The sequence below is a fragment of the Ensifer sp. LBL genome (assembly GCF_050435225.1).
Classification (GTDB): Bacteria; Pseudomonadota; Alphaproteobacteria; order Rhizobiales; family Rhizobiaceae; genus Ensifer.
Map to the genome: position 1 here is coordinate 1045521 of NZ_JBNDJY010000001.1, position 14575 is coordinate 1060095.

Annotated in this window: 12 protein-coding genes and 1 pseudogene; 10 read left to right on the top strand and 3 right to left on the bottom strand. The window is 64.9% G+C overall.

Annotation, left to right across the window (positions count from 1 at the left end; all coding sequences use genetic code 11):
- Positions 1-294 precede the first annotated feature (294 nt).
- Together OKW20_RS05090 and OKW20_RS05095 are read left to right on the top strand one after the other, a co-directional pair.
- Positions 295-1527, top strand: coding sequence for an ROK family transcriptional regulator (locus tag OKW20_RS05090; RefSeq protein ID WP_429112201.1), 1233 nt, complete (start codon positions 295-297; stop codon positions 1525-1527).
- Entirely contained in the window at positions 1527-1955 is a 429-nt protein-coding gene (locus OKW20_RS05095; protein WP_429170647.1) for an RbsD/FucU family protein, read from the top strand. Before OKW20_RS05090 ends, OKW20_RS05095 begins: the two co-directional genes overlap by 1 nt.
- A gap of 188 nt (positions 1956-2143) precedes the next feature.
- Here the strand turns inward: OKW20_RS05095 and OKW20_RS05100 are convergent, their stop codons facing one another.
- The gene (locus OKW20_RS05100) at positions 2144-2566 is read right to left on the bottom strand and encodes a DoxX family protein (RefSeq protein WP_043618888.1); all 423 of its coding nucleotides are present in this window, start codon (positions 2564-2566) and stop codon (positions 2144-2146) included.
- Positions 2567-2829: 263 nt separating this feature from the next.
- Between OKW20_RS05100 and OKW20_RS05105 the strand changes: the two genes are divergently transcribed.
- Both OKW20_RS05105 and OKW20_RS05110 read left to right on the top strand, forming a co-directional pair.
- Positions 2830-3534 carry a Crp/Fnr family transcriptional regulator gene (locus OKW20_RS05105; protein ID WP_043618891.1) on the top strand — a complete coding sequence of 235 codons (705 nt, stop codon included), beginning with the start codon at positions 2830-2832 and terminating at the stop codon, positions 3532-3534.
- Between the two features lie 5 nt (positions 3535-3539).
- On the top strand, positions 3540-5402 hold the full coding sequence (locus OKW20_RS05110; RefSeq protein WP_429170649.1) for a CHASE2 domain-containing protein: 1863 nt from the start codon (positions 3540-3542) through the stop codon (positions 5400-5402).
- Between the two features lie 48 nt (positions 5403-5450).
- On the opposite strand, the gene OKW20_RS05115 is transcribed toward OKW20_RS05110, so the two are convergent.
- On the bottom strand, positions 5451-6074 hold the full coding sequence (locus OKW20_RS05115) for a FecR family protein (RefSeq protein ID WP_429171149.1): 624 nt from the start codon (positions 6072-6074) through the stop codon (positions 5451-5453).
- A gap of 215 nt (positions 6075-6289) precedes the next feature.
- On the opposite strand from OKW20_RS05115, the pseudogene OKW20_RS05120 reads away from it, so the two are divergent.
- A pseudogene (locus tag OKW20_RS05120) lies at positions 6290-6835 on the top strand (sel1 repeat family protein); the annotation flags it as partial.
- Positions 6812-7150, top strand: coding sequence for a tetratricopeptide repeat protein (locus OKW20_RS05125; RefSeq protein ID WP_429171151.1), 339 nt, complete (start codon positions 6812-6814; stop codon positions 7148-7150). The pseudogene OKW20_RS05120 and the gene OKW20_RS05125, both read left to right, overlap by 24 nt.
- A gap of 87 nt (positions 7151-7237) precedes the next feature.
- On the opposite strand, the gene OKW20_RS05130 is transcribed toward OKW20_RS05125, so the two are convergent.
- On the bottom strand, positions 7238-8272 hold the full coding sequence (locus OKW20_RS05130; protein WP_034797259.1) for a proline racemase family protein: 1035 nt from the start codon (positions 8270-8272) through the stop codon (positions 7238-7240).
- Between the two features lie 200 nt (positions 8273-8472).
- On the opposite strand from OKW20_RS05130, the gene spdA reads away from it, so the two are divergent.
- The 4 genes from spdA (at position 8473) to OKW20_RS05150 (ending at position 14455) form a co-directional block, all read left to right on the top strand.
- Positions 8473-9279, top strand: coding sequence for a 2', 3'cyclic nucleotide phosphodiesterase SpdA (gene spdA, locus OKW20_RS05135; RefSeq protein WP_429170651.1), 807 nt, complete (start codon positions 8473-8475; stop codon positions 9277-9279).
- Positions 9280-9320: 41 nt separating this feature from the next.
- On the top strand, positions 9321-9635 hold the full coding sequence (locus tag OKW20_RS05140) for a YkgJ family cysteine cluster protein (RefSeq protein ID WP_429170653.1): 315 nt from the start codon (positions 9321-9323) through the stop codon (positions 9633-9635).
- Between the two features lie 186 nt (positions 9636-9821).
- The gene (putA, locus tag OKW20_RS05145) at positions 9822-13529 is read left to right on the top strand and encodes a trifunctional transcriptional regulator/proline dehydrogenase/L-glutamate gamma-semialdehyde dehydrogenase (RefSeq protein WP_429170655.1); all 3708 of its coding nucleotides are present in this window, start codon (positions 9822-9824) and stop codon (positions 13527-13529) included.
- Positions 13530-13870: 341 nt separating this feature from the next.
- Entirely contained in the window at positions 13871-14455 is a 585-nt protein-coding gene (locus OKW20_RS05150) for an IMPACT family protein (RefSeq protein WP_429170656.1), read from the top strand.
- Positions 14456-14575: the final 120 nt, after the last annotated feature.

The window sequence follows — 14575 nt, forward strand, 5'->3', positions numbered from 1 at the left end:
CACGCCAGCGCAGCATTCTCCTCCGCTGCAATTGGCGCTTCCGAGATAAAAACAAACACTAAAATTCCGGGGTGTCAATAAATAAATCAAATTGAATTATTATTTCGATGTGGCATTCTTGGGATCAAGGCGCACCACCGGAGGATTGGCGCGCCGATCAAATTGACACAGCCGCGACAAGTGGAAACAAGAGACCTGCGCCAAGCGGGCAGCAGAACGGGATGGGAATGCCCCATGCGGTTTCCGCGTGCATCCTGCGCACATGATCCAATGCCAACGGGAGGAGACGGTGGCATGTCACTGACAGACGGCCCCGACAGGGGACCGACGCAACCTGAAGTCATCGACCCGAGTGGCGGCGCCAACCAGACGCGTGTGCGCGCCTATAACGAGCGGCTGGTCATGTCGCTTGTCCGGCGCCACGGCGGCCTCTCCAAGGCCGACATTGCCCGGCGCTCCGGGCTTTCGGCGCAGACCGTTTCGGTGATCATGCGGGCGCTCGAAAGCGACGGCCTTCTGGTCAAGGGCGATCCCGTCAGAGGCAAGGTCGGGCAGCCCTCGACGCCGATGCGGCTCAATCCGGACGCGGTCTATTCCTTCGGCGTCAAGATCGGCCGGCGCAGCGCCGATCTGGTGCTGATGGATTTCGTCGGCACCATCCGTCTGCATCTGCACCATGTGCACCCTTATCCGCTGCCCGGCGATCTCGTCGACTTCATCATTTCGGGCATGGCAAAGCTCGAACAGCAGCTGAACCCCGACCAGCGCAAGCGCATTGCCGGCATCGGCATCGCCACGCCCTTCGAGCTGTGGAACTGGGCGGAAGAAGTGGGCGCGCCACGGGAAGAGATGAACAAGTGGCGCGACGTCGACCTGCAGGCGGCGGTCGCGGCCCGCACCACCTATCCGGTTTTCCTGCAGAACGACGGCACCAGCGCCTGCGGCGCAGAACTCGCCTTCGGCGTCGGCGCCAGCTATCCGGATTTCGTCTATTTCTACATCGGCTCGTTCATCGGCGGCGGCGTCGTGCTGAACTCCGCGCTCTTTTCCGGACGCACCGGCACGGCCGGTGCCGTCGGACCGCTGCCGGTCTCGGGCAAGGATGGCAAGACCATCCAGCTCCTCAAGATCGCCTCGGTCTTCGTGCTCGAGAACCTGTTGCGCGAACGCGGCATCGACCCGCGGCCACTCTGGTATTCGGCCGACGACTGGATCGATTTCGGCGAGCCGCTCGACATCTGGATCGACGACTGCGGCGCAGCTCTTGCCCAGGCCGTCGTCTCCGCCGTCTCGATTGTCGACTTCTCCGCCGTCGTCATCGACGGCGGTTTCCCGCCCTGGGTGCGGGCGCGGCTGCTTTCCGCCACGCGCAAGGCGCTCTACGACCTCGACCTTCAGGGCGTGACCATTCCCGAACTGGTGGAAGGCATGGTTGGCAGCCACGCGCGCGCCATCGGCGGCGCGAGCCTGCCGCTCTTTTCCCGCTACCTGCTCGACACCAATGTCCTCTTCAAGGAGCTCGGCTGATGCTGAAAGGCCTGAACCCGATCCTCAGTCCCGAACTGCTCGCAACGCTGCGGGCGATGGGCCATGGCGACGAGATCGCGCTGGTGGATGGCAACTATCCCGGCCAGGAACATGCGCGCCGGCTCGTGCGGCTCGACGGGCATGGGCTGATCCCGGTGCTCGACGCCATCTTGAGCGTCTTGCCGATCGACGATTTCGTGCCCGACGCGATCTTCCGGGCAACGGTCAAACAGGACAAGGACGCGCTCGACCCCGTCCATCAGGAGATCATCGCGTGCTGCGGCAGGCACGAGCCGAACCGCCACGTCGTTCCCCTGCTCGGCGCCGATTTCTATCCGCGCGTTCGAGCCGCCCATACGGTCGTGCAGACCAGCGAGCCTCGACTTTACGGCAACGTCATCCTGCGCAAGGGCGTGATCTATCCCTAGAGCATGTCGCGCAATAGTGCGCAGCGGCTTTGAGATGACGACATGCGAAAATCAAAGACCGAACGCGCCGAGAACGCTATGAGGAAAAGTGTGCGCGGTTTTCCACACGCATCCCACTCCGACCCTGTTCAAACGCAAAAAGCCCGCCGATGGACGGCGGGCTTTTGTTATCACGGTGAGACCAAGCCTCAGGCGCCGCGCTTGTCGACCGACAGCGCGCCGGGGCCGAAAGCGCCGAGCACCAGGAAGCCGCCGGCGATCGCAACGTTCTTCATCATCATCAGGCCGTTGAAGACGGTGAGCAGGCCATTGGCTTCCGGCGGGAAGTTCGGAACATTGATCGCGCCGCTGTGGAAGGCAAAGGCGGTGACCAGGCTGAAGGCGGCGAGCAGATAGGCAGCAATCTTCGTCTGGAAGCCGACGAGGACGGCGAGACCGGCAACAAGCTCGAAGAGACCTGCGAGGTAGGCAAGCACGGTCGGAGCCGGCCAGCCGGCACCGGTGATCATCTGGGCAGTGCCCGAGGGATCCATCAGCTTGCTGAAACCAGACATGATGAACATGATAGAAAGCAGGATGCGTCCGACGAGGACGGCAACATTCTGAGGCATGGAAGGCTCCTGTGAGAAACGGTTGTTGACAACAGAAGTATCAGCATTCTCAAAATCATCTAGCCGCTGCGCAAGCGACAGATCGTTCACAAAAATGAAACGCCTACGACCCATCGTCAACCTTCTGCCGACCGGTTCTCGACGCAGAACTGCAAGGCAATGCGGAACCACAACGACGGCGCGCCGTTCTTTTCTGTTGCAAGGACGCAGCGGCTGGGCAAAGAATTTCGGCGCGGCTGGGGAACGCCGCGCGGGGGCATGACATGAACGAAATCAACCGGAGCCCGACATTCTGGCGCTCGTTTCCGATTTTTGAAGAATTCGACAAGAGCACGATTGCCGAGCTTGCGGATATCGCAACCTACCGGAAGTGGCCGGCCGGCACCGTGATCTTCCAGCGCGGCGATGAAGGCAATTACATGATTGTCGTCATCTCCGGGCGCATCAAGCTGTCGCTGATCACGCCGCAGGGACGCGAGCTCATGCTGCGCCAGCACGAAGCCGGCGCGATCTTCGGCGAGATGGCCGTGCTCGACGGCCAGACCCGTTCGGCCGATGCGACGACCATGACCGCGTCCGAAGGCTATGTGATCGGCAAGAAGGCCTTTCTCGATATCGTCACCAATCGCCCGGAAGCGGCCGAAGCGGTCATCCGCTTTCTCTGCGCCCAGCTTCGCGATACGACCGAGCGGCTGGAAACAATCGCGCTTTACGACCTCAACGCCCGGGTGGCGCGCTTCTTCCTCGCGACGCTCCGGCAGATCCACGGCAACGAATTGCCCGAAAGCGCCAATCTAAGGCTGACCATGAGCCAGACGGATATCGCCGGCGTGCTCGGCGCCAGCCGGCCAAAGGTGAACCGCGCCATCCAATGGCTGGAGGAGAGCGGCGCGATCAAGCGCAACGAAGGCATCATCGCCTGCAAGGTCGGCCGCCTGCAGAGCATCGCTGACCCCGAGGAGGACTAGACCGTATGGTCGCTGAGCAGCGCCGGCGTTTGCGTTTCACGCCGCTTGCCGGCGGTTGCCTCACGAGCCTGCTTGCGGCCATAGCACTCTATCTCTACGCCGGACCGCTGTTCGAAACCCAGCGCGAGCTGTTCTTCGACAGTCTGACGCAATGGGTTCCGGCACCCCAGTCGCCGGATATCGTCGTCGTCGACATCGACCGGCAGGCCCACCAGTCGCGCCCCTCGGGCGAGTGGGACCGTGCAGCGACCGCCGAGCTTCTGTCGCAGCTCGCGACCGCAGGCGCCAAGGTGATTGCGGTCGACTTCGTCTTCAGCGCCGATTGTAACCCCACCTCCGACGGCAACCCGGCGCTTGCTGCAGCCCTTTCGAAGACCGCCGTCGTGCTTGGCTTCCTCGTTGCCGATACGGTCCAGGAGCGACCGCGTCCCGTGCCGCCGCTGGCGCTCAGCCGTCCCTTCACCGCACCCGAACTTTGGTTTCTCGACGGCGCCGAAACCTCGTGCCCGGCCTTCATGGACCAAGCGAGTGCGGCGGCCTCCTCGTTTCTCGTCGGCGACGAGGATGCGCGCATACGCCGGGTTCAGGCCTATGCCATCCTCGGCAACGAGGCCTATCCGACGCTGGCGATCGAAGCGACCCGGCAGATGCGGGGCGGTGGCACGCCCATCCTCGGCGGCCAGCCGGCTTGGGTTCGCATCGACGGGCAAACGATCTTGCTCGACGACACAGGAAGCCTGCGTTTCGTGGCAAGCCCGCAGGAGCGGCTGAGCGAACGCACGGTTTCGGCGGCCGACGTCCTATCCGGCAAGGCTTCGGCGGAACGCTTCGCCGGCAAGCTCGTGCTGATCGGCAGCAGCCTGCCAAGCCTCGGAGGCCTGAGGCCGAGCGCTTCGATGCCGCTCGAACCCTCGGTGCAGATCCACGCCGACATCGCCAACGCGATCCTGACCGGCTTCCTGCCCCAGCGCGACGGCCGATTGCCGCTGGCCGAAGCCGTGGCTGCACTTGTCGCCGGCCTCGGCGTCGCCTTCGCCGCCACCCGCCTGCGCCCGCTGACATCGGCGGTGCTCGGCCTTGGCGCTGTCGCCACCGCCGTCACGGCCGCCGCCGTCATCTACGATGGCAGCGGCTGGCTCATCGACGCCGTCAGCATTTCGATCGCGCTTATTGCCGTCCTTGCGGTGACCAGCGTGCTGCAATTTGCCGAGGTTCGGCGCGCGGAAGCGACGGCCAGGCAGAAGTTTTCGCAATATCTGCCGCAGTCGGTGGTCGCCCGCTATATCGACAATCCCGGACTTGCCCGCATGGCTGGCGAGGAGCGTCAGGTGACGGCGCTCTTTACCGACATCGAGAGCTTTTCCACCCTGTCGCAGAGGCTGAAGCCGCGCGAGCTCATCGCCCTGCTCGACATCTACTTCGCCGAAGTCAACGCGCTGGTGGCCGACCATGGCGGCATGGTGGACAAGGTGGTGGGCGATGCGGTGCACGCGTTCTTCAACGCCCCGGAGGACCTGGCCGATCATGTCGACAGGGCGATCGATTGCGCCAAGGCTATCCACGCGCTGACGGAAGAGATGCGCAAGCGTCCGCAGTTCGCCGCCAACGGTTTCGGCCGGACGCGGATCGGCATCGAGACGGGACCGGCCGTCGTCGGCGAGGTCGGCGCCGGCGGCAAGCTCGACTACACCGCCCACGGCGACGCGATCAATCTGGCGGCGCGCCTGCAGGAGGCAAACAAGTTTCTCGGCACGGCGATCTGTGTCGGGCCCGCTGCCGCTCGGGAAAGCAAACGGCCGCTTCGCCCGCTTGGCAGCCACGAGATCCGCGGGTTCTCGACGATGGAACTGTTCACGGTCGCCGATTGAGGCGGCGCGCCGTCTGCACCCGCCGCTGCGGATAAAGTCGGCGCCAGCTCAGCGCGTCAGGCCGACACTGGCATAGGCCTCCTTGATGCGCGCCTCGCCCCAGTTGGCGGGCTCGCTCGGGGCGTCCCCGCGATGATGAAACTCCACCCCCTGCCCTGCAGCGACAATCTTGGTGACGCCGCCGCGCGCGACCGAAACGCTTCCATGTTCGACGAAGACCGCAAAGGCGGCCCGGCTCGGACCACAGAAGAACTTGGTGCCGCGCACGCCGATCATGCCGAAGGCGGTGCGCACGGCGACATCGACCTTCGGCAGCCCCTCGGGCCGGTCGAAGACCATGCGACCCGTTCCAAGCTCGAGCGTACCGCCCTGACCGGCAATGAAACTGTCGACGAGCAGTTCGGTTTCGGCGCCCAGAAGCACGCGCGTATCCGTGCCGAGATTCAGAGTTGCAAAACTTTCGGCGTTCGTGTGGACGCGATCGTTCTCGAAAAGCTGGCCGCCGACGGCGAGCGGCTTGTCCTTTTTCGCCTGCCTCAGCCGAACATCGCCGCGGATCTCCGTTGCCTCGCCAAGGGCTGAGCCTGCCCAGGCGGGCGCAGCACCACCGCTAACGGCTGTCAGCAACAGGCCGCCGACGACGACGCGCCGGCTCACCAGCAACTTGCGCATCGACGCTGCCAGGTCTTCCATTTGCATCTCTCCCGTTTCGCGCGCTGCCGCCATCCGAGGATAGTCCCGGCGCTCCCGGATGCAAGCGGCGCGAGGCTAGGCCCGCGGCAGCCGCTCGCCACTTCGCCAGAGCTTTCGTTGCCGGGCTGTTCCCGCCGGAACAGCCGTCTCCAACGGACAGCGATAAGTTCACCGACAAGAGAAGGGAGAGCTTCATGGAAAATCGCAGCGCATCCGGCACCCGCATCATCAACGCCGTAATCCTGGCCGTCGTCAGCCTGCTGGCGGTTGCTGCGATCGCACTTCCTTCAGCCCGCGCCGCCGAGCTTTCTGCAGCCGATGTCTGCGACCGCGAGGCAGGCAGCATTTTCGACCTGCAGCGCAACATGGCCTTCCCGGCCGTTGCCACCGAGGACATCAAGATCGGCGTGGCGCTGTCGGCCTGCCGCGAGGCCTATAACCAGAAGAGTGGCGCCCGCACCGAGTTTCAGCTGGCCCGCGTTCTCGACAAGGCCGGCCAGAAGATCCAGTCACAGCGCATTCTCGGCGAAGCCGCCGAGCATGGCCATGCGCTCGCCATGACCAACTATGCCGTCCTGGTCGGCGAAGGTGGCGATATCGCAACCGAATTCGCGTTGAACCAGAAGGCGGCCGCCGCCGGCAACATTCTTGCCGCCTACAATCTCGGCGTCTCCTATCGCGACGGCATGGGAACCTCGGTCAACGGCGAACTGGCGATCGCATGGTTCGAACGGGCATCGCTCGCCGGCGACGACGTCGCCGCCTTCAATCTCGCGGTCATCCTGGATGAAGGAAAGCTGGTCACCGAGGACAACGCCAAGGCCGCGAAGTTCTACCGGCTGGCCGCAGACCGCGGCAACGTCGATGCCATGGTCAATCTCGGCCTGATGCTCGAGAACGGCGAAGGCATCAACAAGGATATCCCCGCGGCACGGGAAATCTTCCGCAAGGCGGCCAATGAAGGCGATGCGTTTGCCGGCCAGAAGCTCGCCGAACTCAGCGTCAGCGACGGATTTGAGACAGCCATGCTGCCCAAGGCCAGCCGCGTCAAGTAATCGAACACGCCTCCCAAGGGCCACGCGGGTCGGAGATCCCATGATCTTCGGCCCGCGTTTTCGTTTGGAACAGCCCCTAAGAGCCGACTAGCGGATTTCGCCTGCCTGAGGTCCCCAGGTATCGGTGAGCGCAAAGCCGTCGGCCAGCGGATCGAACGGATCGAGCGCCACCTGGTGCAGGCCGAAGGTCCAGCCTCGGCCGGCGATCGTCGGGATGATCGCCTCGCGGCCGGCAACGGTCGTCACGCCTTCGAGGCCGACTTCGAACTCCGAACCGATGATCGATCGGGACTTCAGCACGTCGCCGACCTTGACCTTGCCGCGCGCATGCAGCGTCGCGAGATTGGCCGAACTGCCCGTACCGCAGGGCGAGCGGTCGACGCGACCCGGCCACATGGTGGTGCATGTGCGGATCGTGCCATCGGCCTCGACATCGCGGAACATCACATAGGCGACGCCCTTGATCTCGGGGATTTCCGGGTGAACGACGGGGATGGTGCGGTTGACGATGTCCTTGAGGATCATGCCGGCCTCGACGATCTCGCGGGCGTTTGCCTTGTCGATCGTGGTGCCGATCTGGCCGACATCGACGAGGGCGTAGAAGATGCCGCCATAGCAGAGGTCGAGCTTGATCTTGCCCCACTTCGGCGTGTCGACCTCGACGTCGAGCTCATGCACGAAGGACGGCACCATGGTCAGCTTCACCTTCTCGCAGCGGCCGTCGCGGCAGGTAGCGGTTGCCTTGACGAGGCCGGAGGCGGTGTCGAGCATGACGACGGTCTCGGGTTCCTTCATCTCGATGATGCCGGATTCCAAGAGCGCGGTCGTGACGCAGATCGAGTTCGAGCCCGACATGGCGTGCGCCTGGTCGGCCTGCAGGATGATGAAGCCGGCGTCGGCTTCCGGACGCTTCGGCGGCACCAGCAGGTTGACCGAGCCGATCGAGCCGGAGCGCGGCTCCAGGCACAGGAACCGGCGCAGGCTGTCGTCGACCGTATTGATGTGGTTGAGCTGCTCGGCGATCGAGTTGCCCGGGATCTTCGGCACGCCGCCGATCGCGACCTTGCCGATTTCGCCCTCGCAATGAACGTCCAGCAACTGGATCGTGCGCTTCCACCGCATGCCGTTTCTCCAACGCGTTTGCCATCGCCTCACCGGCGATCATGGCTGATATATCAGATGCGCCTGCATTACCGCTTTCCGCGGGCGCCCGCAAGAAAAACCGCGAGCGGCTGTTCGTCTGTCGAGCCCAAAGATGCGGCTTGACGCAAGTCCGCCCGCACGACAGCTTGGGCCAATCGGACGCAACCCTCTGGAACTCCATGACAAAGCTGATCATCTTTACCGACCTGCACATGGTGCCCGAGGGCACGACGATTATTGGCCTCGATCCGTATCAGCGGCTGGCCAACGGCATTGCCCATGTCAACCGCTACCATGCGGATGCGGACCGGGTGGTCTTCATGGGCGATCTCACCCACCATGCAGACCCTGCGTCCTACCAGCGCCTGAAACGGCTGATCGATCAGCTGACGCCGCCGGTCGCCATCACTATCGGCAATCATGACCGGCGCGAGGTGTTCCGCGAGGTCTTTGCCGACGCGGCGACCGACGCGAACGGTTTCGTGCAGCAGGCAATCGATTTTGCCGACTGCCGTATCCTCCTGCTCGATACGCTGTTTGCCCCGCCCTATGATTATCCGACCAGCCATGCGGGTGTGCTGTGCGCCAATCGGCTCGCCTGGCTCGACAGGCAACTGGCCGATGCCGGCGACCGGCCGGTGCTCATCTTCATGCACCATCCGCCGCACAGGACGGGCTTTAGCGGCATGGACATGATCCGGCTCGCCAACGAGACGGAGTTTTACGACCTCGTCCAACGGCACGGCAATGTGCGGCACATCTTCGCCGGCCATGTGCACCGGACGATCAGTGGTTCCAGCCGGGGCATCCCGTTTTCGGTCTTCAAGAGCCCTGTACACCAGCAGCCGATGCCCTTCGATGCACCCGACGCCTCGCTGTCGGTCGACGAGCCGGCCGCCTATGGCATCGCCGTCGTGACCGACGATGGCGTGCTGGTGCATACGGAGGACTACGAGATCGCCCGCCGGGACGCCGCCATCGCGTAAGGGCCATTTCAGACCGCGGACCTTCATGCTAGTTTGAGGCTATGACCGACCCCGTATCCCTCGACGAAAGCTTCGATTGCCAGAGCTGCGGCGCCTGCTGCGCCTATTCGGCCGACTGGCCGCGTTTCTCGCTGGAGACGGACGAGGAACTCGACCTGATCCCGGCAGAGTATGTGTCCGCCGACCTCGGCGGCATGCGCTGCGAGGACGATCGCTGCTTGGCGCTCAGCGGCAAGCTCGGCGACCATGTCGGCTGCAAGATCTACGCGATCCGGCCGATCGTCTGTCGCACCTGCATGCCCGGCGACGACGAGTGCCTGATGGCCCGCGAGAAGCACTTCGGCAAGGCCGCATAACACGGGATCATCCGGTAATTTTGCGAACATTCCGCATCCTCTGCGGCTCCGCACGCACCGGACGGTGAAACATTCCGCGAAAGATCAAATTTGCCGGATGGATGTACGGCGAAAGGAAGCGTATTTTCCGGCCACGATCGGGCGCGCGCTGCGCCCTTCAAACCGCTTCCCGGAGGATAGCGCTCGATGAGCCAGACACCGCTTCACAAGACCACTGCAGAGACCGGCGCGTCTCAGGCTCCCTTTGCCGAATTCGCCCCGCCGGTTCGACCGCAGAGCACACTGCGCCAGGCGATCACCGCCGCCTACCGCCGGCCGGAAACGGAAGCACTGCCGGCACTGGTCGAAGCTGCAACGCTCGACGCGGCCACCCGTGCCGCCGCCGCCAAGACCGCCCGCAAGCTGATCGAGGCGCTGCGCGCCAAGCACAAGGGCTCGGGCGTCGAAGGACTGGTGCAGGAATATTCGCTGTCGAGCCAGGAAGGCGTGGCGCTGATGTGCCTGGCCGAAGCGCTGCTGCGCATCCCGGACACGGCAACCCGTGACGCGCTGATCCGCGACAAGATCGCCGACGGCGACTGGAAGTCGCATATCGGCGGCGGCCGCTCGCTGTTCGTCAACGCCGCCACCTGGGGTCTCGTCGTTACCGGCAAGCTGACCTCGACCGTCAACGACCGCAGCCTTTCCGCCGCCCTCACCCGCCTGATCGCCCGTTGCGGCGAGCCGGTCATCCGCCGCGGCGTCGACATGGCGATGCGCATGATGGGCGAACAGTTCGTCACCGGCGAGACCATCGACGAGGCGCTGCGCCGCTCGCGCGCGCTCGAACAGAAGGGCTTCCGCTACTCCTACGACATGCTCGGCGAAGCGGCGACCACGGCTGCCGATGCAGAGCGCTACTATCGCGACTACGAGCAGGCGATCCACGCCATCGGCAAGGCATCGGCCGGCCGCGGCATCTATGAAGGCCCCGGCATCTCGATCAAGCTTTCGGCCCTTCACCCGCGCTATGCCCGTTCGCAGGCCTCACGCGTCATGGAAGAGCTGCTGCCGAAGGTGAAGGCGCTCGCCATCATCGCCAAGAAGTATGACATCGGCCTCAACATCGACGCGGAAGAAGCCGACCGTCTCGAACTTTCGCTCGACCTGCTCGAAGAGCTGTGCCTCGACAAGGACCTCGCCGGCTGGGCCGGCATGGGCTTCGTCGTCCAGGCCTACGGCAAGCGCTGCCCCTACGTGCTCGACTTCATCATCGACCTTGCCCGCCGCGCCGAACGCCGCGTCATGGTCCGCCTCGTCAAGGGCGCCTATTGGGATGCCGAGATCAAGCGCGCCCAGCTCGACGGCCTCGAAGATTTCCCGGTCTACACGCGCAAGATCTACACCGACGTTTCCTACATCGCCTGCGCCAAGAAGCTCTTGGCTGCGACCGACGTGATCTTCCCGCAGTTTGCCACCCACAACGCCCAGTCGCTCGCGACCATCTACGAAATGGCCGGCAAGGACTTCAAGGTCGGCAAGTACGAGTTCCAGTGCCTGCACGGCATGGGCGAGCCGCTCTATGACGAAGTCGTCGGCAAGGGCAATCTCGACCGTCCCTGCCGCATCTACGCCCCCGTCGGCACCCATGAGACGCTGCTCGCCTATCTCGTTCGCCGCCTGCTCGAAAACGGCGCGAACTCCTCCTTCGTCAACCGCATCGCCGATCCGAAGGTGTCCGTCGACGAGCTGATCGCCGATCCGGTCGAGATCGTCCGCGCCATGCCGGTCGTCGGCGCGCCGCACGACCAGATCGCGCTTCCCGACAACCTCTTCGGCGAAACGCGCCGTAACTCCGCCGGCCTGGACCTTTCCAACGAAGCCGGCCTCACCTCGCTGACCGCAGCGCTGCAGGCGAGCGCCACCGTCGACTGGAAGGCCGTGCCGCAGCTGGCAACCGGCCCCGCCTCCGGCGAAACGCGTGCCGTCGTCAACCCCGGCGACCACCGCGATGTCGTCGGATCCGTCACCGAGGCATCCGAGGCTGACGCCCGCCAGGCCGCGACCCTTGCCGCGAACGCCGCCGCAAGCTGGGCTGCCGTCCCGCCGGCCGAACGCGCCGCCTGCCTCATGCGCGCTGCCGACCTGATGCAGGCGCGCATGCCGACCCTGCTTGGCCTGATCTCGCGCGAAGCCGGCAAGTCGCTGCCGAACGCCATTGCCGAAGTGCGCGAGGCGATCGACTTCCTGCGCTACTACGCCGAACAGACCCGCCGCACGCTCGGCCCGGCCCACAAGGCGCTCGGACCCATCGTCTGCATCAGCCCGTGGAACTTCCCGCTGGCGATCTTCGCCGGCCAGATTGCCGCCGCACTCGTTGCCGGCAATCCGGTGCTGGCAAAGCCGGCCGAGGAAACGCCGCTGATCGCCGCCGAAGGCGTGCGCATCCTGCACGAAGCCGGCATCCCGGCCGCAGCACTGCAGCTCTTGCCCGGCGACGGCCGCATCGGCGCGGCCCTGGTGGCAGCGCCTGAGATCGCCGGCGTAATGTTCACCGGCTCGACCGAAGTCGCCCGCCTGATCCAGGCACAGCTTGCCGACCGGCTGTCGCCCGCCGGCCGGCCGATCCCGCTGATCGCCGAAACCGGCGGCCAGAACGCCATGATCGTCGACAGCTCGGCGCTTGCCGAACAGGTCGTCGGCGACGTTATCGCCTCGGCCTTCGACAGCGCCGGCCAGCGCTGCTCGGCACTGCGCGTTCTGTGCCTGCAGGAAGACGTGGCCGACCGCACGCTTTCGATGCTGAAGGGGGCGCTGCACGAGCTGAAGATCGGCCGCACGGACCGGCTCTCGGTCGACGTCGGCCCGGTTATCACCGCGGAAGCCAAGGGCATCATCGAAAAGCACATCGACGCCATGCGCGGCCTCGGCCGCAAGGTCGAGCAGATCGGCCCGGCCTCCGGGACCGAACAGGGCACCTTCGTGCCGCCGACGATCATCGAGCTCGACAAGCTCTCGGATCTCAAGCGCGAAGTCTTCGGTCCGGTGCTGCATGTCATCCGCTACCGCCGCGACGATCTCGACCGGTTGATCGACGACATCAACGCCACCGGCTACGGCCTCACCTTCGGCCTGCACACGCGCCTCGACGAGACGATTGCCCATGTCACCTCGCGGGTGAAGGCGGGCAACCTCTACGTCAACCGCAATGTCATCGGCGCCGTCGTCGGCGTTCAGCCGTTCGGCGGGCGCGGACTCTCGGGCACCGGCCCGAAGGCGGGCGGCCCGCTCTATCTCGGCCGCCTCGTCGCCACCGCCCCGGTGCCGCCGCAGCACAGCTCGGTTCATACCGATCCCGTTCTGCTCGACTTCGCCAAGTGGCTCGACGGCAAGGGTGCCAAGACGGAAGCCGAAGCCGCCCGCACCGCCGGCAGCAACTCGGCCCTCGGCCTTGCCTCCGAGCTTCCGGGCCCGGTCGGCGAGCGCAACCTCTATGCGCTGCATCCGCGTGGCCGCGTGCTGCTCGTTCCGGCGACGGAAACCGGTCTCTACCATCAGCTGGGTGCCGCCCTTGCCACCGGGAACACCGTCGTCGTCGACGCGGCTTCCGGCCTGCAGGCGTCGCTGAAGGACTTGCCGGCGAGTGTCTCCGCACGCCTCTCCTGGTCAAAGGACTGGGCAGCCGACGGTCCGTTTGCAGGCGCGCTTGTCGAAGGTGACGGTGCCCGGGTGCGCGAGGTCAGCAAGACGATCGCCGGCCTGCCCGGCCCGCTCGTTCTCGTCCAGGCAGCCTCGAGTGAAGAGATCGGCAAGAACCCCGATGCCTATTGCCTGAACTGGCTGCTCGAGGAGGTCTCGACCTCGATCAACACGGCCGCTGCCGGCGGCAACGCCAGCCTGATGGCAATCGGCTAAATCGAAGTGGCGTTTCGCTGACAAGAATGCCTCTCCCGCCCGCGGGAGAGGCGATGAAGGGACGATCGCCTTCCTCTCTCCACCTCATCCCTGTGCCCCGTCACAGGGATCCAGCCGAGCCGCGTCGGCGGCGCGGAAAACTTGCTTCACGAGATCCAGAGTCTTCTCACGGCGCAGACGCGCCGTGACTGGATTCCTGTGACAGGCACAGGAATGAGGGGAGAGGAATGCGGACCCATTTCGCTCGGGCGCTTAGCAGCGAACCGGGCCTGCACCGATCCAAACCGTGGTGGCGCCCTTCCCCGCAATCCGTTATCAGCGTCTGAGAAACGGAAGCAGCCATGTTCACCCTCAAGCGCATCGAAACGGCAAACCAGGACGTCAAGAAAAGCCGCTTTCTGGCCTTTGCCGCGCCCATTGCCGACGAACAGGCTGCGAAAGACTTCCTCGCCTCCCATTCCGATCCCAACGCGAACCACAATTGCTGGGCATGGCGCATCGGCCAGGCCTATCGTTTCAGTGACGATGGCGAGCCGAGCGGTACGGCCGGCAAGCCCATTCTCGCGGCCATAGACGGCCAGGAGCTCGACCGCGTCGCTGTCGTGGTCACCCGTTGGTTCGGCGGCATCCTGCTTGGCAGCGGCGGCCTGGTGCGCGCCTATGGCGGCACGGCGGCGCTGTGCCTCAGGGCGGCGGAAAAGGTCGAGATGATCGAGATCGTGCGCGCCACCGTCGCCCTCGACTTTTCCGATATGGCACTGATCAAGGCGCGGCTTCTCGCGCGCGACGTGGCGATCAATAACGAAAGCTTCACGGACAAGGGGCCCGTACTGACCGTCGAGCTGCGCAAGGACGAGGCAGAAGCGATCCTCGCCATGGTCGTCGACCTCAGCCGCGGGAAGGCCCTGGTTTCGCTGGACGACTAGCCTCTTAGGTCCGAGAAGCCTCACGACGCCGCACCGATCGGAACGACCAAAAGATGTGCGCGGATCTCTGCGTCACATCCGCGCTAATTTACTCGATCCGAACAGTCATACTAGAAGCGC

Bases quoted from the DNA above. Each gene is read 5' to 3' on its own strand.
- OKW20_RS05090 (WP_429112201.1), top strand. From the start codon at position 295: ATGTCACTGACAGACGGCCCCGACAGGGGACCGACGCAACCTGAAGTC.
- OKW20_RS05095 (WP_429170647.1), top strand. From the start codon at position 1,527: ATGCTGAAAGGCCTGAACCCGATCCTCAGTCCCGAACTGCTCGCAACG.
- OKW20_RS05100 (WP_043618888.1), bottom strand. From the start codon at position 2,566: ATGCCTCAGAATGTTGCCGTCCTCGTCGGACGCATCCTGCTTTCTATC.
- OKW20_RS05105 (WP_043618891.1), top strand. From the start codon at position 2,830: ATGAACGAAATCAACCGGAGCCCGACATTCTGGCGCTCGTTTCCGATT.
- OKW20_RS05110 (WP_429170649.1), top strand. From the start codon at position 3,540: ATGGTCGCTGAGCAGCGCCGGCGTTTGCGTTTCACGCCGCTTGCCGGC.
- OKW20_RS05115 (WP_429171149.1), bottom strand. From the start codon at position 6,074: ATGCGCAAGTTGCTGGTGAGCCGGCGCGTCGTCGTCGGCGGCCTGTTG.
- OKW20_RS05130 (WP_034797259.1), bottom strand. From the start codon at position 8,272: ATGCGGTGGAAGCGCACGATCCAGTTGCTGGACGTTCATTGCGAGGGC.
- spdA (WP_429170651.1), top strand. From the start codon at position 8,473: ATGACAAAGCTGATCATCTTTACCGACCTGCACATGGTGCCCGAGGGC.
- OKW20_RS05140 (WP_429170653.1), top strand. From the start codon at position 9,321: ATGACCGACCCCGTATCCCTCGACGAAAGCTTCGATTGCCAGAGCTGC.
- putA (WP_429170655.1), top strand. From the start codon at position 9,822: ATGAGCCAGACACCGCTTCACAAGACCACTGCAGAGACCGGCGCGTCT.
- OKW20_RS05150 (WP_429170656.1), top strand. From the start codon at position 13,871: ATGTTCACCCTCAAGCGCATCGAAACGGCAAACCAGGACGTCAAGAAA.